The 26,597-nt window shown below is 60.3% G+C and carries 28 protein-coding genes; 12 read left to right on the top strand and 16 right to left on the bottom strand.

Going from position 1 to position 26,597, the window contains the following annotated elements:
- The first annotated feature begins 93 nt into the window (after window positions 1–93).
- Both SNL23_RS14915 and SNL23_RS14910 read left to right on the top strand, forming a co-directional pair.
- Window positions 94–579: a glutathione peroxidase gene (locus tag SNL23_RS14915; RefSeq protein WP_076017357.1), complete on the top strand. Its 486-nt coding sequence runs from the start codon at window positions 94–96 to the stop codon at window positions 577–579.
- Entirely contained in the window at window positions 576–1,028 is a 453-nt protein-coding gene (locus SNL23_RS14910; protein ID WP_167662547.1) for a MarR family winged helix-turn-helix transcriptional regulator, read from the top strand. Before SNL23_RS14915 ends, SNL23_RS14910 begins: the two co-directional genes overlap by 4 nt.
- Here SNL23_RS14910 and SNL23_RS14905 read toward each other — a convergent pair.
- Window positions 1,012–3,321, bottom strand: coding sequence for a hybrid sensor histidine kinase/response regulator (locus SNL23_RS14905; RefSeq protein WP_318302590.1), 2,310 nt, complete (start codon window positions 3,319–3,321; stop codon window positions 1,012–1,014). The genes SNL23_RS14910 and SNL23_RS14905 overlap by 17 nt on opposite strands.
- A gap of 167 nt (window positions 3,322–3,488) precedes the next feature.
- Between SNL23_RS14905 and SNL23_RS14900 the strand changes: the two genes are divergently transcribed.
- Together SNL23_RS14900 and SNL23_RS14895 are read left to right on the top strand one after the other, a co-directional pair.
- The gene (locus SNL23_RS14900) at window positions 3,489–4,379 is read left to right on the top strand and encodes an ATP-binding protein (protein ID WP_318302589.1); all 891 of its coding nucleotides are present in this window, start codon (window positions 3,489–3,491) and stop codon (window positions 4,377–4,379) included.
- Window positions 4,376–4,858: a GAF domain-containing protein gene (locus tag SNL23_RS14895; protein WP_318302588.1), complete on the top strand. Its 483-nt coding sequence runs from the start codon at window positions 4,376–4,378 to the stop codon at window positions 4,856–4,858. Before SNL23_RS14900 ends, SNL23_RS14895 begins: the two co-directional genes overlap by 4 nt.
- 116 nt (window positions 4,859–4,974) lie before the next feature.
- Here SNL23_RS14895 and SNL23_RS14890 read toward each other — a convergent pair whose 3' ends face one another.
- The 8 genes from SNL23_RS14890 to SNL23_RS14855 all read right to left on the bottom strand — a co-directional run bounded on the left by SNL23_RS14890 (window position 4,975) and on the right by SNL23_RS14855 (window position 13,827).
- Window positions 4,975–8,607: a transporter substrate-binding domain-containing protein gene (locus tag SNL23_RS14890; protein ID WP_318302587.1), complete on the bottom strand. Its 3,633-nt coding sequence runs from the start codon at window positions 8,605–8,607 to the stop codon at window positions 4,975–4,977.
- Between the two features lie 8 nt (window positions 8,608–8,615).
- A complete protein-coding gene (locus tag SNL23_RS14885) occupies window positions 8,616–9,242 on the bottom strand; it encodes a response regulator transcription factor (RefSeq protein ID WP_318302586.1) in 627 nt (208 codons plus the stop codon).
- Window positions 9,243–9,483: 241 nt separating this feature from the next.
- Window positions 9,484–9,900, bottom strand: a complete 417-nt coding sequence (locus tag SNL23_RS14880; protein ID WP_318302585.1) for a response regulator — start codon at window positions 9,898–9,900, stop codon at window positions 9,484–9,486.
- A 225-nt stretch (window positions 9,901–10,125) separates the two neighbouring features.
- Window positions 10,126–11,457: a deoxyguanosinetriphosphate triphosphohydrolase gene (locus tag SNL23_RS14875; RefSeq protein ID WP_167662544.1), complete on the bottom strand. Its 1,332-nt coding sequence runs from the start codon at window positions 11,455–11,457 to the stop codon at window positions 10,126–10,128.
- Between the two features lie 72 nt (window positions 11,458–11,529).
- Window positions 11,530–12,693 (bottom strand): EAL domain-containing protein, encoded by a 1,164-nt coding sequence (locus SNL23_RS14870; RefSeq protein WP_318302584.1) that lies wholly within the window; start codon window positions 12,691–12,693, stop codon window positions 11,530–11,532.
- 92 nt (window positions 12,694–12,785) lie between these two features.
- On the bottom strand, window positions 12,786–13,127 hold the full coding sequence (locus tag SNL23_RS14865) for a hypothetical protein (protein ID WP_008432159.1): 342 nt from the start codon (window positions 13,125–13,127) through the stop codon (window positions 12,786–12,788).
- Window positions 13,124–13,510: a phage holin family protein gene (locus tag SNL23_RS14860; RefSeq protein ID WP_003209078.1), complete on the bottom strand. Its 387-nt coding sequence runs from the start codon at window positions 13,508–13,510 to the stop codon at window positions 13,124–13,126. Before SNL23_RS14860 ends, SNL23_RS14865 begins: the two co-directional genes overlap by 4 nt.
- Window positions 13,511–13,512: 2 nt before the next feature.
- Complete coding sequence (locus SNL23_RS14855) at window positions 13,513–13,827, bottom strand: DUF883 family protein (protein WP_026078283.1); 315 nt, start codon at window positions 13,825–13,827, stop codon at window positions 13,513–13,515.
- A 348-nt stretch (window positions 13,828–14,175) separates the two neighbouring features.
- Between SNL23_RS14855 and SNL23_RS14850 the strand changes: the two genes are divergently transcribed.
- The 4 genes from SNL23_RS14850 (at window position 14,176) to SNL23_RS14835 (ending at window position 17,104) form a co-directional block, all read left to right on the top strand.
- Window positions 14,176–15,384, top strand: a complete 1,209-nt coding sequence (locus SNL23_RS14850) for an ammonium transporter (protein WP_076017369.1) — start codon at window positions 14,176–14,178, stop codon at window positions 15,382–15,384.
- Window positions 15,385–15,501: 117 nt separating this feature from the next.
- Window positions 15,502–15,738: a glutaredoxin family protein gene (locus SNL23_RS14845; RefSeq protein WP_026078284.1), complete on the top strand. Its 237-nt coding sequence runs from the start codon at window positions 15,502–15,504 to the stop codon at window positions 15,736–15,738.
- Between the two features lie 74 nt (window positions 15,739–15,812).
- The gene (locus SNL23_RS14840; protein WP_003209087.1) at window positions 15,813–16,148 is read left to right on the top strand and encodes a hypothetical protein; all 336 of its coding nucleotides are present in this window, start codon (window positions 15,813–15,815) and stop codon (window positions 16,146–16,148) included.
- Between the two features lie 65 nt (window positions 16,149–16,213).
- Window positions 16,214–17,104, top strand: coding sequence for a pseudouridine synthase (locus SNL23_RS14835; RefSeq protein ID WP_318302593.1), 891 nt, complete (start codon window positions 16,214–16,216; stop codon window positions 17,102–17,104).
- 58 nt (window positions 17,105–17,162) lie between these two features.
- Here the strand turns inward: SNL23_RS14835 and SNL23_RS14830 are convergent, their stop codons facing one another.
- A complete protein-coding gene (locus SNL23_RS14830) occupies window positions 17,163–17,384 on the bottom strand; it encodes a YgdI/YgdR family lipoprotein (protein WP_076017371.1) in 222 nt (73 codons plus the stop codon).
- Between the two features lie 80 nt (window positions 17,385–17,464).
- Complete coding sequence (mobA, locus tag SNL23_RS14825) at window positions 17,465–18,067, bottom strand: molybdenum cofactor guanylyltransferase MobA (protein ID WP_076017372.1); 603 nt, start codon at window positions 18,065–18,067, stop codon at window positions 17,465–17,467.
- A 75-nt stretch (window positions 18,068–18,142) separates the two neighbouring features.
- On the opposite strand from mobA, the gene moaB reads away from it, so the two are divergent.
- Both moaB and SNL23_RS14815 read left to right on the top strand, forming a co-directional pair.
- Window positions 18,143–18,682: a molybdenum cofactor biosynthesis protein B gene (gene moaB, locus SNL23_RS14820; RefSeq protein WP_076017373.1), complete on the top strand. Its 540-nt coding sequence runs from the start codon at window positions 18,143–18,145 to the stop codon at window positions 18,680–18,682.
- Complete coding sequence (locus SNL23_RS14815) at window positions 18,666–19,892, top strand: molybdopterin molybdotransferase MoeA (RefSeq protein ID WP_318302583.1); 1,227 nt, start codon at window positions 18,666–18,668, stop codon at window positions 19,890–19,892. The genes moaB and SNL23_RS14815 overlap by 17 nt, the downstream gene beginning before the upstream one ends.
- Before the next feature lie 122 nt (window positions 19,893–20,014).
- Here SNL23_RS14815 and SNL23_RS14810 read toward each other — a convergent pair whose 3' ends face one another.
- From SNL23_RS14810 to minC, 5 genes are all read right to left on the bottom strand, one after another.
- Window positions 20,015–21,304 carry a M18 family aminopeptidase gene (locus tag SNL23_RS14810; RefSeq protein ID WP_003209095.1) on the bottom strand — a complete coding sequence of 430 codons (1,290 nt, stop codon included), beginning with the start codon at window positions 21,302–21,304 and terminating at the stop codon, window positions 20,015–20,017.
- A gap of 171 nt (window positions 21,305–21,475) precedes the next feature.
- Window positions 21,476–22,111, bottom strand: coding sequence for an RluA family pseudouridine synthase (locus SNL23_RS14805; RefSeq protein WP_063032017.1), 636 nt, complete (start codon window positions 22,109–22,111; stop codon window positions 21,476–21,478).
- Window positions 22,112–22,302: 191 nt separating this feature from the next.
- A complete protein-coding gene (minE, locus tag SNL23_RS14800; protein ID WP_003175252.1) occupies window positions 22,303–22,557 on the bottom strand; it encodes a cell division topological specificity factor MinE in 255 nt (84 codons plus the stop codon).
- Between the two features lie 3 nt (window positions 22,558–22,560).
- On the bottom strand, window positions 22,561–23,373 hold the full coding sequence (gene minD, locus SNL23_RS14795) for a septum site-determining protein MinD (protein ID WP_003209098.1): 813 nt from the start codon (window positions 23,371–23,373) through the stop codon (window positions 22,561–22,563).
- Between the two features lie 200 nt (window positions 23,374–23,573).
- Complete coding sequence (gene minC / locus SNL23_RS14790; protein WP_076017375.1) at window positions 23,574–24,311, bottom strand: septum site-determining protein MinC; 738 nt, start codon at window positions 24,309–24,311, stop codon at window positions 23,574–23,576.
- Window positions 24,312–24,429: 118 nt separating this feature from the next.
- Here minC and SNL23_RS14785 point away from each other — a divergent pair, with 118 nt between their 5' ends.
- A complete protein-coding gene (locus tag SNL23_RS14785) occupies window positions 24,430–25,365 on the top strand; it encodes a lipid A biosynthesis lauroyl acyltransferase (protein ID WP_076017376.1) in 936 nt (311 codons plus the stop codon).
- A gap of 32 nt (window positions 25,366–25,397) precedes the next feature.
- On the top strand, window positions 25,398–26,543 hold the full coding sequence (locus SNL23_RS14780; RefSeq protein WP_076017377.1) for a patatin-like phospholipase family protein: 1,146 nt from the start codon (window positions 25,398–25,400) through the stop codon (window positions 26,541–26,543).
- Window positions 26,544–26,597: the final 54 nt, after the last annotated feature.

Raw genomic sequence — 26,597 nt, 5'->3', positions numbered from 1 at the left:
GTTATACCAAGGCATAAGTCCGAGCAATTAAATTGCACACAATTGAATTGCCTACTATCTTTCAGGTCTTCTTATTTCTTTCGAGGCACTGCCATGAGCGACAACCTGCTGAGCATCCCTTGCACCACCATCAAGGGTGAGCAAAAGACCTTGGCCGATTTCGCCGGCAAGGCGATTCTTGTGGTCAATACCGCCAGCAAGTGCGGCTTCACCCCGCAGTACAAGGGGCTTGAAGAACTCTGGCAGCATTACAAGGACCAGGGCTTGGTGGTGCTGGGCTTTCCCTGCAACCAGTTCGGCAAGCAGGAGCCGGGCAACGAAGGCGCCATTTCCGAGTTTTGCGAGCTGAACTTCGGTGTCAGCTTCCCGCTGTTCAAGAAGATCGACGTCAACGGCAGCGATGCTCACCCATTGTTCGTGCAGCTTAAAAAACAGGCCCCGGGTTTGCTCGGCTCCAAGGGCATCAAGTGGAACTTCACCAAGTTCCTGATCGGCCGCGATGGCAAGGTGGTCAAGCGTTTCGCCCCGACCACCAAGCCCCAGGACCTGACCCAAGAGATTGAAGCCCTGCTCAAATGACCGACCTGTCCCTGTCCCTTGACGACCAACTGTGCTTCAAGCTCTACGCCGCCTCCCGCGCGGTCACCCGGGCCTACAAGCCGATGCTCGATCAGTTGGGGCTGACCTACCCGCAATACCTGGTGATGCTGGTGTTGTGGGAATGGCAGGCCGCAGCCATGCCACAGCCGACGGTCAAGGCCTTGGGCGAGCGCTTGTTGCTGGATTCCGGCACGCTGACGCCGCTGCTCAAGCGCCTGGAGCAGCTTGCTCTGGTGCGGCGTCAGCGCAGTGCGCAGGATGAGCGTGAGGTGCACCTGAGCCTGACCGATGAAGGTCGACACTTGCGTGACCAGGTGCAGCCGTTGAAGGCCCGTCTGTTGTGTGACAGCGGGGTTGACCTGAACCAGGCCGATGCCTTGCGTGACGGCCTGGATCAGCTGTTGCGACAGATCAAAGACTTGTCGTAGTCGGCACCCACAGATCGAGCAAGGCCTTGAGTTCTTCCCGGCGAAACGGCTTGGCCAGGTAGTCATTCATACCTGCCGCCCGGCAGCGCTCGCGTTCCTCGGACATGGCGTTGGCCGTCAGCGCGACAATCGGCAAGTCCGGCCAGCGCCCGCTGCGGCGGATCTGCCGGCTGGCCTCATAGCCATCCATCACCGGCATATTGCAGTCCATCAGCACCATGTCGAAGCTTTGTTCTTCCAGCAGCTTGAGGGCTTCGCCACCGTGGGCGGCGACGATCACCTCGCAGCCGAGCTTGGCGAGCATGCCCTTGGCCACCAGTTGATTCACCGGGTTGTCTTCCACCAGCAGGACGCGCGCCCGGTGAGCGAGGGGGCCGGTTTCCAGCTGGATCAGGTCAAGCACCACGTCCGGATCGGTGCGCAGGTTGCGTTGCAGAATCTGGTACAGCGCCGTGCGGCTCAGGGGCCGGGCTTGTTGTTGCAGCGGCGCCAGGGCCGCGACTTCTTCGCTGGGCATGAAGTTGCCGTAGGCGGTCACCACCAGGATCGGCGCGGTGATGGACGGGCGCAGGCGAAACAGGCATTCGGGGCAGTCGGTGATCAGCAGGTCAGGATTCTGCCCGCTCAAGTCATCGTCAATGGAGTAGCAGCGCGGCGTCAGGCCCCAACTCGGCAGCAGGCTGTTGAGCAGTTCCGCCAGGCCGCTACTGCTGCTGGTGATCGCGATCACGTCGCCTGCCAGCGGCGCCAGGCGCATCGCCGGTAAATGCGTCGGCAGTGGCAGGTCGGCGCAGAACTGGCTGCCAAAACCGGCTTCGGAGCTGATGCTCAGGCGGCCCTTCATGGCCTCGCACAGGTTGTGGGTCAGCGCCAGGCCCAGGCCGGTGCCGCCAAACTGGCGAGTGATACCCGCACCGGCTTGGGTGAACGGCTGGAAAATCTTGACCTGAGCATCCTGCGCAATCCCGATGCCGGTGTCGCATACCTCGATTCTGACCCGGTCGGCCTGGGCACTGAGGCGCACGTCCACCCGGCCGAAACGCGTGAACTTCAGGGCGTTGGACAGCAAATTGCTGACAATCTGCCGTACCCGCGTCGGGTCGCCCAGCACCTGGGCGGGAAACTGCGGGTCGATCAGGCACGTCAACTCCACGCTGGGCGCGGCGTTTTGCGAGAGCAGGTTGGCGGTGTCCTCCACCAGTGCGCCCAGGTCGAACGGGATGTTTTCCAGCTCCAACTGACCGGCATCGAACTTGGACAGGTCGAGGATATCGTTGAGCAACTCCACCAGCACTTTGCCCGAGTCATGGGCGATCGACAGTTGCTGGCGTTGCTCGGCATTCAGCGGGCTGTCGAGGGAGAGGGCGATCATCCCGAGCAGGCCGTTGAGCGGCGTACGGATTTCATGGCTCATGTTGGCGAGGAACGCCGCCCGTGCCTGGGCCATGGACAGGGCCGTCATCTTCGCCGCTTCCAGTTCGTCGTTCGACAGCGTCAGTCGATGATTGATGGCCTTGAGTTCGGTGGTGCGCGCAGAAACGATGTCTTCCAGTTGGCCGAGGTATTCAGTCAGGCGGTTTTCGGCGTGTCGGCGTTGCTGGATCTCAGTCTCCATGTTTTCAAACTGCTGGTTGGCAACGTTGACCAGTACGCCGATCTCGTCGTGTTCGTGCCCCGGTGGGCAGTCCAGGCGCTCGTGCTTGCGTGAGCTCAGCTCGCGGATGATGCGCACCAGCGGCTTGGTCAGCATCACGTAGAACAGCGCCAACAGAATGCCGGTGAGGATCAGACTGCGGGCAAAGCCGTTGAGCAGAGTGATCTCGGCGCGGCGCAGGAAGCGGCTGCCGAACGCGTAGGTGTCGACGTCGAGACGTAATACGCCAAGGGCGTCATTGGGCATGTGGGTGAGGTACAGCCGGTCTTCGAATTGGCGGTTGGCGCCAAACAGGAAATCGCTGATGGGGCGGTAGGTGCTTTCCTTGCGCGGGCGCTGGACATCGGCCAGTACCAAACCGTTGTTGTCGACCAGTTGTGCGCGGGTGATGGCGGGGGAGTGCAGCAGGCCCAGGGTCAGTTCCTGAGCCAGTTCGGCGTCGATGTTGTAGGCGATGCGTGAAGCCGGGTTATGACTGATTTCAATCAGCGCGCGTATTTCCCGGTTGATGGATGCGTCTTCGCTGGCATAATCAATCCCAATCTGTAGCAGGCTGAGCAGGGTTCCCAAGACGAATCCGACCAGCACTGTCAGTCTGGCTTGTTTATAAGACAAGCGGTGGGCGAACTTGATATCCATCGGGTGCTGTACCACTTTACGTTTCCTTTCGCCCGGCAAGCATAGCTGAACATCCACAGGCTCAAACTTGCCCGGCATAAATCGATTTTATTCGGTGCAGCCCTGCTGGGTCCGCCTCAGGGTTGTCAATACGCCATCTTTTACAAGAACTTGCCAGAGGAATAGTCGTGGATTCTCGATTGAATGCCTTTCTTGAGCGTGCCGACGCGGTACTTGCTCGCCTGGAGCCCTTGTTGCCTGCCCCACGCGAGGCGGTTGACTGGAACCATTGCCTGGCTGCCCGCTGGCAGCGCGAAGGTCGCAGCGGCTTTTTATTGCCGCTGGAAGTCAGCCTGGACATGCGCCTGTCCGACTTGATCGGCGTGGACAAACAACGCGAACAATTGGCCCGCAACACCCAACAGTTTCTCGACGGCCTGCCGGCCAACCACGCGTTGCTGTGGGGTTCGCGCGGTACCGGGAAATCGTCCATGGTGCGCGCCTTGCTGGCCCAGCATGCCAAGGCCGGGTTGCGCCTGATCGAGATCGAGCGCGATCACTTGGCGGACCTGCCGCGAGTGGTTGAGCAACTGATCAAATTGCCACAGCGCTTTGTATTGTTCTGCGATGACCTGTCCTTCGAAGCCGGCGAGAGCGATTACCGCGTGCTCAAGAGCGTACTCGACGGCTCCCTGGAGCAGGCGCCGGAAAACGTCTTGCTGTATGCCACCTCCAACCGTCGTCACCTGGTGCCCGAGAACCAGAGCGACAACGAAAACTGGAAGACGGTAGATGGCGAGCTGCATCCTAACGAAGCGGTGGAGGACAAGATTGCCCTGTCTGACCGTTTCGGTTTGTGGCTGTCGTTTTACCCGTTCAATCAAGAGCACTTCCTGGATGTGGTCGAGCACTGGATCGGTGAGCTGGCGAACAAGGCCGGTTTGCAGTGGCAGCGCGATGAAGAGCTGGACATCCTCGCGGTGCGTTGGGCAACCGGGCGTGGCAATCGCAACGGCCGTTGTGCTTATCAGTTCGCCCGCAACTGGGTGGGCCTCAAGTTGTTGGAGCGTCAACCATGATCGATTTGCAACAGTCCGAAACCGGACTTGATGGTTACGCCATGCTGCATGCGCAACTGGAATCGTTGCTGGCGGATGAACGGGATTTCATCGCCAATGCCGCGCAGTTTTCTGCGTTCCTGTTCAACCAGCTGGACGATTTGAACTGGGCGGGCTTCTACCTCAACCGCAATGAAGAGCTGGTGCTCGGGCCTTTCCAGGGGCAGATCGCCTGTGTGCGCATTCCGTTTGGTCGTGGGGTGTGCGGCGCGGCAGCGGCCTCGCGACAAACCCAGCGGGTGGAAGACGTGCATGAATTTCCGGGGCATATCGCCTGCGATAGCGCGTCGAATAGCGAACTGGTGGTTCCGCTGGTCAAGGAAGGGCGCCTGATTGGTGTGCTGGACCTGGACAGCCCATCGCTGTCGCGGTTTACCCCGCAGGACCAGGCCGGCATCGAGCAGTTGGCGGCGATTTTCCTGCGGTTGACCGATTGCTGATGGCGTGAGCCTCCTGTAGAAGCGAGCTTGCTCGCGAAAAACCAGAGAACACCGCGTGCATCCAGAATGACCGCGTTATCGTTGGCGATTTTCGCGAGCAAGCTCGCTCCTACAAATTATCGACGGTCCAGGACCTCCAGTTGCATCTGCAGCATCCTTTCCAGCTCAAGCATGGATTTCTCCATGGCCTTGATATCCACCTCGATAGCGTGCCGATTGTCACCTTGGCCACAGGCCAGCTCCAAGGCTTCGCATTGCCCGGCCAGGATATCCGCCTGGATGATCCGTGCGGCGCCCTTGATCTTGTGGGCTTGCTCGATCAGGTCTTGGGGGGCGGCTTGTCGCGCCAGTAAGGCCATCAGCTCGACTCGATCATGCCGGCTGCTGCTGAGCAATTCTTCAAGCAAACGCTGACTCAACTGTGGGTCGCCGCCTGTCATCGCGTCCAGGCTTTGAAGGGTGAACACATTGCCGGTGGGCAACGGGGCGACCTGTGCCAATTGCTGCTCCAGCGCGGTGAGGCTGATGGGTTTGAACAGGCAATCATCCATGCCTGCGTCGAAGCAGCGTTGTTTCTCCTCGGGTTGAGCGTTGGCGGTGAAACCGAGTATCACGCACGGCGTTTTTTGCTCGCGCTGCTCATACTCGCGAATGGAATGACTCAACTCATAGCCGTTCATGACCGGCATATTGCAGTCGGCAATGACCAGGTCGAAGTGCTCCTCGCGCCAGGCCTGAAACCCTGCAGCACCATGATGGGCGGCGGTGAACTGATGCCCCAGGAAGCCCAGTTGCTGGCACATGAGCAAGCGGTTGGCCGGATGGTCATCCACCACCAGCACATTGAGTACCGGCGCCGGCTTGGTCGCGGCAGGCTCCAACTGGTCTACGGCCTTGACCGGTTGCAGGCTGGTCATCTTCAGGCTGACGTGGACCTGGGTGCCCACCATGGGTACGCTGCTCAGGCTCAGTTGCCCGCCCATCATGGCGCACAGGCTGCGACAGATCACCAGCCCCAGGCCGGCGCCGCTCCGGGCCAGGTGCCCGGAGTTGTCGGCTTGGGCAAAAGGCTCGAACAGGCGTGACTGGTCTTCGCGATTGATCCCGATGCCAGTGTCCTCTACCACCAGTTTCATCTCGACCTGCTGAGGTTGCCCGGTCGCTTTCAGTTGCACCTTGATCTTCACCTGCCCGCGTTCGGTGAACTTGATCGCATTGCTCACCAGGTTCGAAAGCACCTGTTTGAACCGCAACGGATCGATCAGCACATCGGTGTCGCCGGCATCGGGGCTGAACTCCAGCACCAGGCTCAGGGTTTTCTGGCGCGCCAGGCCATCGAACACGCGCACCACCGACTCGATCACCTCGCGCAGGTTGACCCGCTCCGGGGCCAGGCTCAGGCGGCCGGACTCGATGCGTGCAATGTCCAGAATATCGCCGATCAGCTCCAGCAGGTCCTTGGCCGAGTTGTACGCGACCTCGATGGCGGGGCGATCAAGATGACCCTGGTCGGCACGCTTGAGTGTCAACTCCAGCATGCCAATGACGGCGTTCATCGGTGTGCGGATTTCGTGGCTCATGGTGGCGAGGAACGTACTTTTTGCGCGGTTGGCTTCGTCGGCGCGTTCCTTGGCGGCACGAAGTTCATCGAACAGCTGGCGCCGTTCGCTGATATCGATCCAGCCGCCAATGATGCCCTGCACCTCGCCCATGGAGTCGCGGTACGGGAGAATCCAGTGATAGATCGTGAGTTTTTTCCCGTGGACATGCAGGGTGCGATCCAGGATCAGTGGTTTGCCTTCGGCCACCACCTGCTGGTAGTCGGCATTGTACTGAGCCGCCTCCGTCTCAAGCGCCATGTCCATCTGGGTGATGCTTTTGCCAATGATGTCCTCACGCTTGACGTCGAACGTTTGCAGGTAACTGTCGTTGCAGGTCTGCAGGAAGCCGTTGTGGTCACGTACGTAGATCGGATGCGGGGTTTCATTGACCAGCGCCCGCATGAACTCGAACTGGTCGTTAAGGGCGCGCTCAGCCAGTTTTCGATGCTTGATCTGGCGCTGCAGGTAGCCGTTCCAGGTCAGGGAAATCAACAGCAGCAGCCCGGTGCCGATGATGATCTGGGCAATCAGGCGGTGGTAATTGCGCCAGTAACCGTCGGATGCCGCGTTGTAGCCGCGCCAACGACTGTTGATCGCCGCCAGCTCATCCGGGGCAATGCTGAGCAGCGCCTTGTCGAGGATCGAGCTCAGTTCGGTGGCGTGGCGGGACGTCGCCAGCGCAAAGGTCGCAGGCAGCGTGCCAATGCTGGAGCTGATCTGTAACTTGTCCTGGAACACCGGTGAGGAGAGAAAGTAGTTGGCGATCACCAGAGGGTTCACTGCGCCGTCCACCTGGCCCTGTGCCAATAGTTCGGAGGCCTTGAAGGTATCACCGGCCTCTACCAGAGTGACCTGGGTAAACTCCTGGCGCAGGAATTTTTCCAGCGGGTTGCCTTGGGTAATCGCCAGGCGCTTGCCGACCATCTGTTGAAGGCTTGCGGGCGCGCCTGCCTCTTTGCGCGTCAGCAGTACATAGGAGTTTTCCAGGTAGGGGCGGCTAAAGCTCAACTGGGACTCGCGCCCGGCGCTTGGAACGATTGCGCCGATGATATCGGCTGCCCCGCTATGGACCAGCTCAATCATGCTGGCGACGTCCCGCACGTGTTGAATCTCGAAGCGCAGGCCGGTTCGCAGGCGAATCAGCTCCAGCAGGTCGGCGGTGACGCCCCGGAAATTGCCGTCGGTATCAAAAAATGTAAGCGGGGCGAGGGTTTCGTTGACCACCACCTTTACCATCGGGTTGCCTTTGAGCCAGCGCTCTTCGCGCAGGGTCAGTTGCAGCTTTCGGTCGGTCAGTAGAATGTCGCTGCCCGCACTCCAGCGCTTGGCGATGCTGTCGCGTTCATAGGTTGATACGCCATCGAGCACTGAATCGACGATGCTCAGGAGAATGGGTTGATCCTTGCGCAAGGCGAAGCTGAAACCGTAAGCCTCGTGCTTGCCGAAGTTGGCCATGCGGATGTTTTTCAGGTAGCCCTTGTTGATCATGTAGTGAGTGGAAATGGTGTCGCCCAGGAAGACGTCCGCCTGGTCGAATGCCACCGCATTCAAGGCATTCTGATAGGAGGGGTAGGCATGGATGGTCGCCTTTGGATACAGCGCCTGCACCTCATTCATGGGCAGGTAGTGGTAGACAAGGCTCAGGCGCAGGCCCGCCAGGCCGTCGCCAAGGTTGCGGTGTTCACCTTCGCGGGTGACCAGTACCGGTTGATCCACTGCGTAGGGCAATGACAGGGCAATATCGGGATTCGCCGCTTCAAAGCCGTTGGCGGACCCCAGAAAGTCGATATCGCCGTTTTCCAGCGCCCGGATCGCGGCTTCCCGGGAGGGATAGCGCAGCACCTTCAGCGGTATTGCCAGCGTCCTAGCCACCAGGCCGGCGTAATCGGCGGTCAACCCTTCATAATCGCGACCGCTGGAGGTGATGTCGAAGGGCGGGTAGTCGGGTGCAGACGTGCCCAGTATCAGTTCGCGTTTGTTTTGCAGCCACTGGCGCTGAGTCTTGTTCAGTGGGGTGTCCAGTTGAACGGCACCGGCACGCCCCAACAGTGCGTATTGCTCGGGAACAGTTTGTTCGGCAGGCACGGAAGTGCTGAGGCACGCCCCGATACTCAATATGATTAGATAGTCCTTTAAACGCCTGGGCATCCGATTTCTCACACTAGCGCGTTACGTTTTGCCATCTCGATAAGTTCTACCAAGGATTTGGCTTTTAGTTTTTGCATGAGCCTTTTTTTGTAGGTGCTGACAGTCTTGTTGCTGAGAAACATGCCTTTGGCTATTTCCTTGTTTGTCCGGCCTTGTGCAAATAATTGCAATACCATGAGTTCGCGATCATTGACCACTTTGAACAATTCAAGCTCTTCGTTGCACTCTGTTTCATTAGTGTTGCCGTTGAGGGCCTGGCTCGGAAAATAGTTGTAACCTGACAGGACTGCCCTGATAGCACTGAGCAGTTCGCTCAAGTCACCTTCCTTGCACACATAACCATCGGCACCGGAACGCATGCACCGTGTGGCAAAGAGTTTTGGCGTCTGGGCGGTGAGGATCAATGTCTTGGTCGGTGTACTCATTGCGTTGAACCGGCAAAGCACTTCCAGGCCGTCGAGTTTTGGAATTCCGATATCAAGGATGATCAGGTCCGGCTGGCACTCCTTGACCATTTGTATCGCATCACAACCATTATCTGCTTCTCCAACTACTTTATAGCCTTCGTGTTCTAACAACATTCGAATGGCAAGTCGGATAACGGGGTGGTCGTCGATAATAAAAACTGAGTTCATGATCAAATTCCATGCAAGCGCAAATAAAGTCGGCACATTAGCTCACATGGCAATGAAGGAGGATGAACTCGATGTGGAACAAACGTAAAACAAGAACATTCCTACAATAAAAAAAGCAAGGGATTACGCCCTGTGAGGTGTTTGTTGTTTGGGTGTAAGAAATTTGCGTGGGTAGAGTTTAAAAATAAGTGGCAGCGGGCAAGCTGTTTTACAGCGAGGGATTTTCATACGGGGCGGGCGTTTAACTTCCTACTTTCTTGTTGTGCGGGGGAAGGGGTGATTGGCGTATGAGCTCGCTCAGTTCAACGTGGTTCAAAGGCTTCGACAAGTAGCCAAGCAGCGGAAAGTTGCGTTGGAATGCCTGGGCCTTGAGGATTTCCAGTTCGTTCACGGGCAGGCCGCTGAGCAATATCGCGGATTTTATAAAGCCCCTGCGGTTGGCGATTTCAATCAACTCCAGCCCAGGCAGGTCCGGGAGGCATTGATCACACAACAGAATATCGAATGGTACGGCGGTTTGTGTCATCAGCCGCATTGCCTGCTCTGCATTTTCAGCCAGGGTCAGGTCGTGGTAGCCATAGTTGCGTAGCAGGCATTGGGTGGCCAGCAACTGAAAGGGGTGATCCTCCACCAAGAGGATTTGAAGTTGTTCGTGCATGGGGTTTTCCATGAAGTGACCAAGCGCCCGGGAGACGCTCCGCCAGGGCACGTAGTAAGACGTTAATGGCTCGCCAGTTATGGGGCGCAGGAGTGTGTCGAAACACTGCGGTCATGGCGCGCGATTATTCATCGCGGCGGGGAGGAAGTTCGATCAGGCCGCTCTGTTCCGTGCGTAGGGCGATTCTGTGAAAAAGTGGCCCTGGCCATAAGCCAGGGCGCTGGTTTATTGCGGACTGGAGCGCCCGGTCATCTCGCGGGCCATCTCGCTGGCGTAGCTGTCGGTCATGCCGGCGATGAAGTCGATCATGCGCAGGAACGAAGCGTGCAATGACCACGACGGGTCGGGGGCGCTGTTGCCCAGCAGGTCGAGGATGCGCCGGTTCTTGAACGACGGGGTGCGACCACCATGTTGTTCCAGGGCCGCGCCGCAGAAGGCATTCAAGAGGATTTCGAGGGTGGTGTAGGCGCCGATTTCATGCAGGGTCTTGCGCTTGTCCTGGAAGATCTTCTTGCGCGCCATGTCCTTGGCATCCAGTACGCAACGCTTGGCGGGGCCGTGCATATGTTCCACCAGGTCCCCCGGCAGGGTACCGGCCAGCAACGCTTCCTGTTGTTCGACGAACGCCCGGGCAGCGGCGTTGGTCAGGTGCTCGATGGCCTTGCCCCGCAGGATCGCCAGCTTGCGTCGCCGGGAATCCAGCGGGCCGAGTTGCCGGTAGGTTTGCGGTAAATCGTCGCCCACCAGGTCCAGCAGCAGTGACTCGACCTCGGCGTATTCCAGCAGCTCCATTTCCAGCCCGTCTTCGAGGTCGATCAACGCGTAGCAGATATCGTCGGCGGCCTCCATCAGGTACACCAATGGATGTCGCGCCCAGCGCTGTTCTTCCAGTTGCGGCAAGCCGAGCTTCTGGGCGATCTGCTCGAGAATCGGCAGCTCGCTCTGGTAGCAGCCGAACTTGTGTTTCTTGTAGCCCAGCGAGTCGGCGTGGCGGGCGGTCCAGGGGTATTTCAGGTAGGTGCCCAAGGTGGCGTAAGTCAACCGGGTACCGCCGTCAAACTGGTGGTATTCCAGCTGCGTGAGTACCCGGAAGCCCTGGGCATTGCCTTCGAAATTGAGGAAGTCATTGCGCTCGGCGCTGGTCATGTCATCCAGCCAGCCACGCCCGGAAGCCTGCTGGAACCAGTGCCGGATCGCGTCTTCACCGGAATGACCAAACGGCGGATTACCGATGTCGTGGGCCAGGCAGGCCGATTGCACCACCATGCCCAGGTCGCTCGGGTCACACCAGTCGGGCAGGGCGCTGCGGATCGTCTCGCCCACGCGCATGCCCAGGGACCGTCCCACGCAGCTGACTTCCAGGGAATGGGTCAGCCGCGTATGGATGTGATCGTTGCTGGTCACCGGATGCACTTGGGTCTTGCGGCCCAGTCGGCGAAACGCGCCGGAAAAGATGATGCGATCATGGTCTTTGTGAAACGGGCTGCGCCCCAGTTCTTCCGGGCTGTGCAGCGGTTTTCCAAGGCGTTCGCGGGTAAGCAGGGTGGGCCAATCCAAGGCGGGTAATCTCCGTGCGGTGAATGACGCCTCCCAGCTTCCCGGTTCAGCCGGGCCTTCGCAAGCGAAAAACTACAGGCCGGCGGCGTCGATATCGATTAGCAGCAGGCGCTGACCATTATCAAAGAATTGTCCGGCAGTCAGGCAGTACTGGTTGGTGGTGGCATCGCGATAGGTTGAGGACAGGGTCAGCCGCCGCTCCTCCCAACCTTCGGCCAGCAGATGATAAAAATACGGACGCCATGACCAGTTGTGGCCCAGGTAGCGGCTGTCGGCTTGCCAGGCGCCCTGGTGCCATTCGAAATTGGGCGTCAGTTGCGTGCCATGCCGGTCGCACTGGTAAAAACGCAGCAGCCAGGGAAACGCCGGCAATTGCGGCAGTTGGCTCAGCGGTGCATGGGTGTGGGCCCAGGTTTGCAGGATCTGCATCAGCTGCGCCAGTTGCTGGCGCAGCTGCATAATCCGGCCACGTTCGGCCAGCTTCTGTTGGACGTAACCGGTGCGCAGTTGGGCGAAGTGCGGCACGAACGCGTCGGTGTCGAACCAGTCCAGCTGGGCCTGGGCGAACAGGTAGCCCTGGACATAACGCGCACCACATTCCAGGGCGAAATTGAGCTGGGTCTCGGTTTCGACGCCCTCGGCAATGATCCAGCAGCCGGTTTTTTCCGCCATTTGTGCCAGCGCCCGCACCACGTCCCCGCTGGGGCCACCCCGGGCAGCAGCCTGGAACAGGCGCATGTCGAGCTTGAGAATGTCCGGTTGCAGGGCCAGCACCCGGTCCAGTTGCGAATAGCCAGCGCCGAAATCATCAATGGCAATCCGCGCCCCGGCTTCGCGGTAGCGCTCGACCACTTCGGCCAGGCGCTGGATATCACCGCCCAGTTCCGTGATCTCGAAGACGATACGGCGCGGGTCGACGTTATGCACCTGCAATTGCTTCAGGCTCGGCAAGGCCTGCCCCGGGCGCAGCCGGGTAATCCAGCGTGGCGAGATGTTCAGGCTGAGGAACCACTCTTGCGGGGCTTCATGCAGACGGCTCAGGGCATTGTCGCGGATCTGTCGGTCCAGGCGGCGCAAGGCCACGGAGGGCGTACGCGGGTCGGCAAACAACGGACCCACCGAGCGCAGTTCACCGTTCGCCTGGCGCAGTCGCCCCAAGGCTTCTACGCCGGCGATGCGGCCGGTAGCGGTGTCGATGAATGGCTGGAAGCAGGCGAGCGGTTGCCCGTCGATCACAGGGCCTCCTTAAAAGACCGGAATAAAAAAGGCCCGGCCCTCGAGGGTGAGGGCCGGGCCTGATCTGTTTGCAAGAATGCAGCCAGCGCGGCTTAACTTTTGCGCGAAGCACCCTGCATGGCCAATTTGATCAACGGGATCAGACCGGCGCCAAGCCGCACCAGGCGGGTCATGGTGCCGATTCCGCCGCCCTTGGCGCCTTTACCGGTGAGAAAGCCCAACAGTGTCACCACTCCCACGCCCCACAGCGGCGCGTGCTTGATGCCAAAACCGTCCTGCCAGCTCTGGCCCATGTTGCGGACCTTTTGCAGCGGCAGCATCAGTTGCTGGGACTCGTGACGAATTTCCTGGCGGTGCATTTCCATGCGCAGGCGGATCAACGCCTTGCGCATCTCTCGCCGGGAAGTGTTTTGCGGCAATTCAGTCATGCTCATGGCAGCAGGCGCTCCCGGTCGTTGGCCAGCTCTTCGAGGGTGGCATGGAACGGCGTGGACTCATCGAACACCGCCGCCTTCAGGCGCAACCCGCAGAATGCTGCGGCCAGTATGTAGAACACACACAAGCTGATGATCCCGGTCAGGCGGTAGGTATCCCACACCAGAATCATCACCAGCGCCGACAAACCCACCAGCAGCAGCAAGGCAAACACCAGCGCCAGGCCGGCGAACAGCAACAGGCTGACGGTGCGGGCTTTCTGCTCCTGCAACTCGATGCCAAACAGCTCGACGTGGCTGTGCAGCAAACCCAGGACAGCCGCTCCCAGGCGCCGTGAAGTAGAACTTGGGCCCGTGGACGAGCCGGATTCGCCGATAGACATGATTAGCGCCTTGTAGCCAGCAGGCCGATCAAAAAGCCCACGCCGGCTGCAATGCCGACGGACTGCCATGGGTTGGCCTGGACATAATCCTCAGTGGCCGTGACCGCCGCCTGCCCGCGTTCGCGCAGGGAGTCTTCGGTCAGTTGCAGGGTTTCACGGGCCTTGAGCAGGCTGTCGTGAATCTTGCTGCGCAGCTCGTCAGCCTGGTCACCGGCCAGAATCGCCGTGTCGTCCAGCAGCTTCTCGGTATCGCTGACCAGGGTTTGAAAATCCGCCATCAGTATTTCTTGAGCAGTCTTTGCCGTTTTTCTGGCCATGGTTATCTCCGTGAGTAGCTGGTCTGTTTACTTTTGGTTTCGAGTCACCGGCATCGGTGAAGGTTCACTGCAATTGTCTGGTACAGCTTTTGCTTTGCCTTGGTGCGCAGGCCTGGGGCCTTGCGCTGAATCCGGGCGGTTGGGGCTCAAACCCTGAAAAACCTTACCCTAAATAACTAAAACTCGCGGAAAAACCCTGTCGGATTTTGCCTTTCTCAATGATCGCTGCGCTAAACCGGTTCACGGCCTCAAAAGAAGGTCGAACCGTCAGGGCCAATTTAGTGCGCGTCATGAAGGTCATGAACTGCTTTGGTGCTTTTTCCTGCATGTGCAGGCCTGCCATCCTCCATGGAAAATTTGCAAAGCGCGGTGGACACCCTCGTCCACAGTTCCAACACGCTGTTCATTCTGATTGGTGCGGTCATGGTCCTGGCCATGCACGCCGGCTTTGCCTTCCTGGAAGTCGGTACCGTGCGCCAGAAGAACCAGGTCAATGCCCTGTCGAAAATCCTCAGTGACTTCGCCATCTCCACACTGGCCTATTTCTTTATAGGCTATTGGATCTCCTACGGCGTGACCTTCATGCAACCGGCGGCGGTGATCAGCGCCGACCACGGTTACGGCCTGGTGAAATTCTTCTTCCTGCTGACCTTTGCGGCAGCGATCCCGGCGATCATCTCCGGGGGGATTGCCGAGCGCGCACGTTTTGCGCCGCAACTGTGTGCCACCGCGTTGATCGTAGCCTTCATCTACCCGTTTTTCGAAGGCATGGTGTGGAATGGCAATTACGGACTGCAAGCCTGGTTGCTGGCCAGCTTCGGCGCGAGCTTCCATGACTTTGCCGGCAGCGTCGTGGTGCACGCCATGGGCGGTTGGCTGGCACTGGCGGCCGTGTTGCTGCTCGGCCCGCGCCAGGGACGTTATCGGGAAGGGCGCCTGGTGGCATTCGCGCCGTCGAGCATTCCATTCCTCGCGTTGGGCTCGTGGATCTTGATCGTCGGCTGGTTCGGCTTCAACGTCATGAGTGCTCAAACCCTGTCCGGGGTCAGCGGGCTGGTGGCGGTCAACTCGTTGATGGCGATGGTCGGTGGCACCGTGGCGGCATTGGTGATCGGTCGTAACGACCCAGGCTTCTTGCACAACGGTCCGCTGGCCGGGTTGGTCGCGATCTGTGCTGGCTCCGACCTGATGCACCCGGTGGGCGCCCTGGTGACAGGCGCGGTGGCGGGCGGCTTGTTCGTCTGGTTCTTCATCGCGGCCCAGGATCGCTGGAAGATCGACGATGTGCTGGGTGTGTGGCCGCTGCACGGGCTGTGCGGTGTGTGGGGCGGGATTGCCTGCGGGATCTTCGGCCAGACCGCCCTGGGTGGTCTGGGCGGCGTGAGCCTGATCAGCCAGTTGATCGGCACCGCGCTGGGCGTGGTCGTGGCGCTGGCCGGCGGCTTCCTGGTGTACGGCGTGATCAAGCGTGTGAGCGGCCTGCGCCTGAGTCAGGAGGAAGAGTATTACGGTGCGGATCTGTCGATCCACAAGATTGGGGCGGTCAGTCAGGATTGAGGGAAAAAAGTCGTGAGCCTCGTTGAATCAGTTATAGGCCATCCTGATCTGGGTCAGGCTTTTGCCATGCCCCGACGCTGTTAGAATAGTCGCCTGATTCTTCTCGGATCCTTTGCCATGCTTCCTGAATGTCAGTTATTCGGCACCCTGGGTTGCCATCTTTGCGAGTTTGCCGAAGCCGAAATCATGCCGTTGGTCGAACACGGTCTGTTGGTGGAGTTGGTGGATATCGCCGATTCCGAGGCCTTGTTCGAAGCCTACGGCCTGCGGATTCCGGTGCTGCGCCGGGTGGATACGGGCGCGGAGCTGGATTGGCCGTTCGATGAAGCGCAGGTGGTGAGCTTTCTCCTCTAGCACTCTGCGATGGCGAGTTCCCGATTATTCAGTTACTGTATGTTTGTACAGCGATTGAATGAGAGGGAACGCCCGTGGTGAATGTTGAACAACTGAAAAGCAGCGTCAATCGCATGTCCGCCGACGTCGTGCGCGACGCGGTGAACGAGCTGCGCCTCGATGGCCTGGTCACGGAAGGCAAGACGCCCTTTAACAAAGTGCACTTCAATACCTGCTTTGCCGAGATCGAGGCGCTGTTCCAGCGGGCCGGTTATCACAAGCAGTTGGATGTGGTGGGCTATCAGGGCTTGCTGTATGCGCTTTATGACCCGGGCCGCTGGGAAGCGGTGGATGTGCTGCGCTGGCTCAAGGAATTCACCGAGGCAGCCAGTGCGTCGCCGGTGCTGCGCGCAGAATTGGCCAAGGCTTGAATCTGTGCTGGGCCTGATCCGGCCGCATGCGGGATAATGCCCGCCTGTATGTCCACGTTTTGAGCCTGCCCATGTCCGTTTTTTCCGCTGCCCAGCATCAAGCCAGCACCTTGTACCTGCCGCCGGGCGCCTGGGCCACCGTGCTGGAGTGTCTGTGCGAGCACTTCCAGGCCATCAGCCGTGAACAATGGCTGGACCGCATCGCCCGGGGCCGGGTGCTGGACATCCACGGCACACCTATCCCTCAGGACCTGGCCTACCGCGAAGGCCTGTGCATCTACTACTTCCGCGAAGTGCCGAACGAGAAAGTGATCCCCGTGCAGGAGACGATCCTGTACGCCGATGAACACCTGGTGGTGGCTGACAAGCCGCACTTCCTGCCGGTAACGCCCGCCGGCGAGTATGTCGAGCAGACGCTGTTGCGGCGCTTGATTCGTCGCCTGGACAACCCGGCCCTGGTGCCGCTGCATCGTATCGATCGGCATACTGCGGGGCTGGTGCTGTTTTCCGCAAACCCGCAGACGCGCTCGGCGTATCAGCAGCTGTTTCCCACGCGCAAGATCGACAAGTTCTACGAAGCCATTGCTCCGGCATTACCTGGGCTGATCTTTCCGCTGGTGCACAAAAGCCGGCTGGTGGATGGTGAGCCGTTCTTTCGCATGCAGGAAGGCGAGGGCGCGAGCAATACCGAGACGGCCGTCGAGGTGCGGGAAAAGAACGGCGACCTATGGCGCTACGGCCTGTTTCCGGTGACCGGCAAAAAGCATCAGTTGCGGGTGCACATGACGGCGTTGGGCGCGAGTATCTGTAACGACCCGTTCTACCCCGATGTCATCAAGGATGCCGAGGACGATTACGCCAACCCACTCAAGCTGCTGGCCCAAGGCGTGCGTTTCATCGACCCGGTTACCGGTCTGGAGCGTAACTTTCGCAGCGAGATCAGCCTGGACTGGTAAACCCCCAGGAACGAGAAAGCCCGCATTACGCGGGCTTTTTTGTATCTGGCGTTAAGACTTACAGGTCTTTAACGGTGCGAACCTGATCCTTGTTGATCCGGGTTTGCTTACCATCCAGTTGCTGAAATTCATAGAAACCGGTGGACTTGTCGAAACTAGGAGTGTCGACGGCCTGGATTTCGCGACCGTCATTCAGGGTGATCACTGTAGGCGAGGCGCAACCGGCAAGGGTAGCGAGGCCCAGTGCAAGCATGAGAGCGGCGATGGTCCGTTGAGTCATGAGTTTGTCTCCGAGAGAATGCTTTGTTGAGTACTGACCTTGTGACGTGTGTAACGTCGGCAAAGTTCCTTGTTCGACGCTCATTCTGACACGCTGGGCGGGCGGTGCAACAACTCCGGTGTATTGAGGTTGGCCAGGCGTGGGTCGTCGGCGGGGCAATCCAGGGCCAGGGCCCCCAGCGCCTGCATGATCCGGCGCGGGCTGCGCTCGCCGGCGGCCCAAGCCTCATCGAACCGCTCGCGCAGCCGCGTCGGTACGACGCAGAGCAGTGGCTCCCAGAAATCGCCGTGGCGCACCATCACCGGCAACAACGGATTTTGCTGCGCCGTGCTGCGCAGGTCCGCGAGCAATCGCGTGTCGATCTGCGGCACATCACACGGCAGCACCAGCAGATGCGCATGCTGCGCCACCGCAAGTCCTGCGCGGATGCCGGCCAGTGGCCCGGGAAAATCCGGGCTGTCATCGCCGACCAATTGATCGGCGTAGGTCGCGTACTGCGGCTGGTTGCGATTGCAGGAGATGATCAGGTCGTCGGTCAAAGGCCGCACCAGACGATGCAGGTGCGCAATCAACGGCTGACCGTGCCAGTCGAGCAGGCCCTTGTCGAGGCCGCCCATGCGCTGGCCACGGCCGCCGGCCAGCAACAGCACGGAGCAGGGCAGAGGGGAAGAATGGCTTGGCATGGCGGCTCCTGCGGGCAGTGAAACGGGGGGCTGTGATATAACATCGGGCTGTTCCTTCGACAACCGGACCGAGCCATGAAAGCCAAGGCTGATGCGCCCTTTGTACCCCTGAATATCGCTGTATTGACGGTCAGTGACACCCGCACCCTGGAAACCGACACGTCGGGCCAGGTCTTCGTCGACCGCCTGACCGCCGCCGGCCATCTGCTGGCCGAGCGTGTTCTGCTTAAAGATGATCTGTACAAAATCCGTGCGCAAGTGGCGCACTGGATTGCCGAAGACGTGGTGCAAGTGGTGTTGATCACCGGCGGCACCGGCTTTACCGGCCGCGACAGCACCCCGGAAGCAGTGAGCTGCCTGTTGGATAAACAGGTGGACGGTTTCGGCGAACTGTTCCGGCAAATTTCCGTGGCCGATATCGGCACTTCCACCGTGCAGTCCCGTGCCCTGGCCGGCCTGGCCAATGGCACCCTGGTGTGCTGCCTGCCGGGCTCCACCAACGCGGTGCGCACCGGTTGGGACGGGATTCTCGCCGAGCAACTGGATAACCGTCACCGCCCGTGCAACTTCGTCGCGCATTTGAAGCAGGCCGAGCCCTGTGAATCCCGTGGGTAAGCCTGGCAAGACCGGTGCGTTGATGCCGGTTGAAGACGCCCTCGAACAACTGCTGGCAATGGCCGAGGCAGCGCCGATTCGTGAGCAGGAAACGTTGCCGCTGGCGGAGTGTGATGGTCGCGTGCTGGCGCAGGCGCTGATCTCGACCCTGGACTTGCCGCCCTGGCCCAACAGCGCCATGGACGGTTACGCCCTGCGCCTGGCGGACTGGACCGGCGAGCCGTTGGTGGTCAGCCAGCGCATTTTTGCAGGCACGGCACCGGAGCCTTTGGCCGCAGGCACCTGTGCGCGAATCTTCACCGGCGCCCCGGTTCCGGAAGGCGCGGACTGCGTTGAGATGCAGGAAAACGCCGTGGTCCACCCCGATCAGCGGGTGGGCTTCACCGAAGCGTTGCAGGTGGATCAAAACATCCGTCCCCAAGGCCAGGAAACCACGGTCGGCGAACTGGTGTTGCCTGCCGGCACACGTCTTGGCCCGATCGAGTTGGGCCTGGCGGCTTCGCTGGGTCGTGATCGCCTGGAGGTAGTACGACGCGCTCGCGTAGCCGTACTCTCCACCGGCGACGAGTTGATCGAGCCGGGCCTGCCGCTGGGCCCCGGGCAGATCTACAACAGTAATCGCCGGGTGCTGTGCAGTTGGCTGGAGCGTCTGGGCTGTGAAGTGGTGGACGCCGGGATCCTGCCGGATGACCTGGAACAAACCCGCGAACGCCTGGGCGCATTGGGCTCGGTCGACTTGATTCTGTCCACCGGCGGTGTGTCGGTGGGCGAGGCGGATTTCCTCGGGATTGCGCTGCGGGAAGAGGGCGAGCTGGCGCTGTGGAAGCTGGCGATCAAGCCGGGCAAGCCGCTGACGTTCGGGCATTTCCGTGGCGTACCGGTGATTGGTTTGCCGGGTAACCCGGCGTCGACGCTAGTGACCTTTGCCTTGCTGGCACGGCCTTACCTGTTGCGCCGCCAGGGCGTGGAAGACGTGCAGCCGTTGCGCATTGAAGTGCCGGTGGGGTTTGTCTGGGCCAAGCCGGGGAATCGTCGCGAGTATCTGCGCGGGCGGCTTGAGCAGGGCAAGGCGATCATCTACCGCAACCAGAGCTCGGGTGTGCTGCGCAGTGCGGCGTGGGCTGAAGGTTTGGTAGAGGTGCTGGAAGGCACGACGCTGGAGATCGGTGATCGGGTCAACTTCATACCGTTGAGTGAAGTCCTGAACTGATCCCCCCACTGTAGGAGCGAGCTTGCTCGCGAAAAACCAGAGAACACCGCGTGCATCCAGGATGCCCACGTTATCGTTGGCGATTTTCGCGAGCAAGCTCGCTCCTACAGGAGGTCAGACGATCAAGGCAAATCACGACTCGCGTAAAACGCACTCAACACCTTCACCAGGTGCGCCAGGTCGTGGCTGCCGCACAGCTCGCGAATCGAGTGCATGGCAAACGTCGGCAAACCGATATCCACGGTGCGCACGCCCAGGTGGCTGGCAGTGATCGGGCCGATGGTCGAACCGCAACCCATGTCGCTGCGAACCACAAAGCTCTGCACCGGCACTTCTTCAGCCATGCACAGGTGGCGGAAGAACCCGGCGGTTTCGCTGTTGGTGGCGTAGCGCTGGTTGCTGTTGACCTTGATCACCGGGCCGGCATTGAGTTTCGGGCCGTGGTTGGCGTCGTGCTTCTCGGCGTAGTTGGGGTGCACGCCGTGGGCGTTGTCGGCAGATACCAGCAGCGACTTCTGGATGGTGCGTACGAACTCATCACCCTCGGGCAGTAGGCGACGCAATGTCTGCTCCAGCATCGGGCCGTCGGCACCGCAGGCGGAGCACGAGCCGACTTCTTCGTGGTCGTTGCACACCAGCACGCAGGTTTCGTCGGTTTCGGCGGTGAGCAGGGCTTGCAGGCCGGCGTAGCACGACAGCAGGTTGTCGAGGCGGGCACCGGCGATAAAGTCGCCATTGAGGCCAATCACCGCGGCGCTCTGGGTGTCGTAGAAGCTCAGCTCATAGTCGAGCACCACATCGGCGTTCAAACCGTGTTCACGGGCCAACTGTTCGGTAAGCACCGCGCGGAAGTCCACACGTTCGTCACCGGCAAACTGCGCGAGGATCGGCGGCAGCTCGGTCTGGGCATTGATTGCCCAACCCTGGTTGGCTTCACGGTTCAGGTGAATGGCCAGGTTGGGGATGATCGCGATGGGCAGCTTGAAGTCGATCAACTGGCTTTCGACCTTGCCGTCACGACGGAAGGTCACGCGGCCGGCCAGGGACAAATCGCGGTCGAACCACGGCGCCAGCAGCGCGCCGCCGTACACTTCCACACCCAGTTGCCAGAAGCCCTGGCGTTGCAGTTCCGGCTGTGGCTTGACCCGCAGGCAAGGGCTGTCGGTGTGGGCGCCGACCAGGCGAATACCGCCTTGCAGGGGCGAGTGGCGGCCGAGCTTGAAGGCGATGATCGAGGAGTCGTTGCGGGTCACGTAGTAGCGACCGTTGGCCTCGGTGGTCCAGGTCTCGCGCTCGTCAAGACGCTGGAAACCGGCGGCTTCCAGGCGTTGTGCAAGGGCGGCGGTGGCATGGAACGGGGTAGGGGAGGCCTTGAGGAAGTCGATCAGGCCTTGGTTCAACTCTTCGCGCATAAGTAGCTCCAGACAGCAATGGCGCGAGTTTACCGTCCGATGGGATAAGTGCACAGAACAAATGTGGGAGCGGGCTTGCTCGCGAATGCTGTGTATCAGTTAGCTCATTCAGCGACTGACACACAGCATTCGCGAGCAAGCCCGCTCCCAAATTTTAATTGCGTTTGCAGGTTAAAACGGCGCGGGGCACTCGAAGCGCAAGCGCTCGCCGCTCTGGGGATGGGTGAAGCTCAACATGCTGGCATGCAGGCACAGGCGCGGCCAGGCCGCCAAGGCCTGCTCATGGGCGTACAACCCATCGCCCAACAACGGATGCCCGATGGACAGCATGTGCACACGCAGTTGATGTGAGCGTCCGGTAATCGGCGTCAGCTCAACCCGGCACCAGTCGCCGCAACGTTCCAGGACCTTCCAGAAGGTCAGCGCGTTCTTGCCGAACTCGTGGTCCACCACGTGCCGTGGCTTGGTCGGCGGGTCGTAGCGCAATGGCAAGTCGATGCTGCCGCTGTCCAGTTCCGGTTGGCCCCAGCACAGTGCGGTGTAGGCCTTTTCGGTTTCGCGGTCATGAAACTGGCGCGACAGTTCACGGTGGGTGTCGGCGTCGCGGGCCAGCAGGATGATGCCCGACGTTTCCCAGTCCAGGCGATGGACGATGCGGGCTTCGGGGTAGCCGTTTTCCTGCAGGCGGGTGATCAGGCAGTCCTTGTTGTCTTCGGCGCGACCGGGCACCGAGAGCAGCAGGGTAGGCTTGTTCACCACCAGGACAGCGGCGTCCTGATGAAGGATGTGGACATTGGACAACGGCATTAAAACAGCCTCGTAACAAACGCCAACGGCGGCTGGGTTGCCGAAGTTCCTGCAGGAGCGAGCTTGCTCGCGAAAAACTCAAGAACAACACGCCCATTCAGTATGAGCGCGTTATCGTTAACGTCCTTCGCGAGCAAGCTCGCTCCTACAGAAGCCCAGTAACCGAGCCGCCGTGGCGACCGCCTTTTCGATCAACGATCAGGCAGGGTGATATTGAGTTCCAGAATCGAGCAGCTGCCGTCATTTTCCAGGGCGACATGCACGTCATCGTTACCGATATTGACGTACTTGCGGATCACCTCCACCAGTTCCTTCTGCAAGGCTGGCAGGTAATCCGGAGTGCTGCGTTGGCCGCGTTCGTGCGCCACGATGATCTGTAGACGCTCTTTCGCTACCGACGCGGTACTTGGCTTTTTGTTGGCGCGAAAGAAGTCGAGAAATTTCATTGTTTAGTTGCCTCCAAAGATACGCTCGAAGAATCCCTTCTTCTTAACATCGAGGAAGCGATGTTCCACGGTCTTGCCCAGCAAGCGATCAACGGCATCGCTGTACGCCTGGCCGGCGTCGCTCTGGTCGTCAAGAATCACCGGCACGCCTTGGTTGGATGCCTTCAGGACGGCCTGGGATTCCGGGATCACACCCAGCAGGGTCACGGCGAGGATTTCCTTGACGTCTTCAACGCCGAGCATTTCGCCGTTGCTGACGCGCTCAGGGTTGTAGCGGGTCAGCAGCAGGTGTTCCTTGATCGGATCTTCACCTTTCTCGGCACGCTGGGACTTGCTGGCCAGCAGGCCGAGCATGCGGTCCGAGTCACGTACCGACGACACTTCCGGGTTGGTCACGACGATGGCTTCGTCGGCGAAGTACATCGCCAGGTGAGCGCCGGTTTCGATACCCGCCGGGGAGTCGCACACTACGTATTCGAAGGTTTCCTTCAGTTCAGCGAGGACTTTGCCTACGCCTTCTTTGGTCAACGCATCTTTGTCGCGGGTCTGGCTGGCGGCCAGCACGTACAGGTTCTCAAGGCGCTTGTCCTTGATCAGGGCCTGCTGCAGGTTGGCTTCGCCGTTGACCACGTTGACGAAGTCGTACACCACGCGGCGTTCACAGCCCATGATCAGGTCGAGGTTACGCAAGCCGACGTCAAAGTCGACGATGACTGTCTTGTGGCCGCGCAGAGCGAGGCCGGTACCGATAGCGGCGCTGGTGGTGGTCTTACCCACACCACCCTTGCCGGATGTAACCACGAGAATCTTGGCCAAGGTGTTTCACCCCTAAGGAAAAAGGACTTTCAGTCCCTGAAAAACATCTCTTGATACTCGCTGCAGGCGGACAGCCTTTGTAGGAAAAAGATGTGGTTTCCGTAGGGGAAACGCCAGCTTTCAATTATTCCTACACAAGTATTGCCGGTTTCGCTGTGCTATCAGAGTCTAGAGATGCTTGGAAAATGCGGCAGTATCCGTTAAAGACGGGTGATGTTCAACACATCGCCCGACAGGCTGACTTGTACCCCGGCCCCCCACAGCGGATCGCGGCGCAAATCTTCCGAAACCTTGTACTGGCCTGCGATGGACACTAGCTCAGCGGTCAACTGCTGGCAAAAAATACGGGCCTTGGTGTCACCCTTTATGCCGGCCAGTGCACGACCGCGCATGGGGCCGTATACATGGATGTTTCCGTCGGCAAGAAGTTCCGCCCCCGGGCTTACCGGGGCGATGACGACAAGGTCGCCACCCTGGGCGTAAATCTGCTGCCCGCCCCGCACGGGAGAGGTGATGATCTTTGTAGGCTTGATCGTCGGCTCTGGTGGTTTCTCGGGTTTTTTCTTCTCTTCGCCGACCAACGGGTCAAGCGGACGCTCACGTGCGCCCGACGGCGGCAGTACTGGCAGTTCAATGGCGATCGCCGCGGCAATGTCTTCGATACGGCTGGCACGAATCGCCAGGGTGCGCAGGCCATGCTGGCGGCACACACGCATCAACCCGGGCAGGTCGACAGCGCCCTGGCCGGCCGGGAGTTTGTCCAGGGCCAGCACCAGCGGCGCATTGTTGAAGAAGTTCGGCGCCAGGGCGACCTTGGCGGCGAGCTGGCGGTCCAGGGCGTCAAGGTCATTGCGGGCCAGTTCCAGCACGGTAATGGCGAGCATGCTGCCTTTCAACTGGAACACGGGATCTTGGTCTAGCGGTTCGGTTTGGCTCATGGTCGGCAAAGCGGCTTGTCACGAAAAGTGTCGAGACTTATAACGAGAACATCCGCTAGCCGCAAGCCGGGTCGAACCGTTGTAGAATGCGCGGCCGTTGTCTTTACCGGAATCTTTAATGGATCGCCCGCGTTTTCGAGCTGTATTTTTTCACCCGCGTTTCTGGCTGCTATGGCTGGGGCTCGGTTTGCTGTGGCTGATTGTGCAGTTGCCGTACCGGGCTTTACTGGGGATTGGCCGTGCCTTGGGTGCGGGAATGTACCGGGTGGCCGGTGAACGTCGACGCATTGCCGCGCGAAACCTGGAACTGTGCTTCCCGGAAAAATCCGCCAAAGAACGTCAACATTTACTCAAGGAAAACTTTGCCTCCACCGGCATCGCTTTTTTCGAGATGGCCATGAGCTGGTGGTGGACCAAGCCGCGGCTCGCGCGCCTGGCCCATGTCGAAGGGCTGGAACACCTCAAGCAGGCGCAGCTGGAAGGCAAGGGCGTGATCCTCATGGCCCTGCATTTCACCACCCTGGAAATCGGCGCCGCCTTGCTCGGGCAGAAACACACCATCGACGGCATGTACCGCGAACACGGCAACCCGTTGTTCGATTTCGTCCAGCGCCGTGGCCGCGAGCGGCACAACCTTGATTCCCTGGCCGTAGAGCGTGAAGACGTGCGCGGCATGCTCAAGCTGCTGCGGGCCGGCCGTGCGATCTGGTACGCACCGGACCAGGACTACGGCGCCAAGCAAAGTATCTTCGTGCCGTTGTTCGGTATTCAGGCCGCCACCGTCACGGCCACCAGCAAGTTCGCACGCCTGGGCAAAGCGCTGGTAGTGCCGTTCACTCAGGAACGCCTGGCCGACGGCAGCGGTTATCGCCTGGTGATCCATCCGCCGCTGACCGACTTCCCGGGTGAATCCGACGAGATCGATTGCCTGCGCATCAACCAGTGGGTCGAGGCTTCCGTGCGCGAATGCCCCGAGCAATACCTGTGGACCCACCGCCGCTTCAAGAGCCGGCCACCGGGTGAGCCTAAGCTGTACGAAAAACGCCGTCGTTGATCTGAAGTCCCCAAGCACCATGGAGTGATGCAATGCGCCCAGCTGAACCGGTCACAGGCTTGATTCTTTCCGGCGGCGGGGCGCGGGCCGCCTATCAGGTGGGGGTATTGGCGGCGATTGCCGAGCTGTTGCCGCCGGGGGCGGCCAATCCGTTTCCGGTGATTGTCGGCACCTCGGCCGGGGCGATCAATGCGGTGAGCCTGGCCAGCGGCGCCATGGACTTTACCGCCGCCATCCAGCGCCTGACCGCCTTCTGGCAAGGCTTTCGCAGCCATCTGGTGCTGCGCAGTGACTGGCCCGGAGTGGTCAGCCAGGCCAGTCGTTTCCTTATTCACAGCCTGCTGGGGATTGGTGCGCAAGTGCCAGTGGCGCTGCTCAACAGTTCGCCGCTGCGGGATTTGTTGCGTGACAAACTGCACCTGGAAGGCATCAACGAGGCGATTCGCCAGAAACACTTGCATGCAGTGGCCGTCACCGCTTTCGGATACGAGTCCGGGCAAGCCGTGACCTTCTATCAGGGCGGCGGCACCATCGACGCCTGGCTGCGCCATCGGCGCATCGGCATTCCCACCCAACTGACCGTTGAACACCTGCTGGCCAGCTCGGCGATTCCGTTGCTGTTTGCGCCGGTCAAACTCGACCAGGAATATTTTGGCGACGGTGCCGTCCGGCAATCGGCACCCATCAGCCCTGCGTTGCACCTGGGAGCCAGCCGGGTGCTGGTGGTGGGCGTCAGTGGCAACCCGCGCGGCAACGACCCTTCGAACCCGGTACGTACCTTCACCGGCCAGGAGCCGACTTTGGCGCAGATCGGTGGGCACATGCTCAACAGCACGTTCATCGATAGTCTGGAAAGCGACATCGAATTGCTTGAGCGCCTGAACCAGTTCAGCCATGTGTTGCCTGCCGATGCGGCGATACAGGGTTTGGCACCGGTAGAGGTGCTGGTGATTGCACCAAGCCAGCCGATCGACGAAATCGCGGCACGTCATCGTCAGGAGTTGCCGGCGGCATTGCGCCTGTTTCTGCGTGGGCCGGGGGCGACCAAAACGAGCGGGGCGGGCGTGCTCAGTTACCTGCTGTTCGAGGCGGGGTATTGCAGCGAGTTGATCGAATTGGGACGGCGGGATGCGCTGGCCAAGCGCGAAGAGCTAAAGCGGTTTCTAGGCCTGACCTGATTCCCTGTAGGAGCGAGCTTGCTCGCGAAGAACCTGAGAGCGGCGCGTTTATTC

The sequence above is a fragment of the Pseudomonas sp. SED1 genome, assembly GCF_034044025.1.
Lineage (GTDB): Bacteria > Pseudomonadota > Gammaproteobacteria > Pseudomonadales > Pseudomonadaceae > Aquipseudomonas.
The sequence above is the reverse complement of the archived record's forward strand: the minus strand, read 5'-3'. Positions and strand labels throughout refer to the sequence as shown.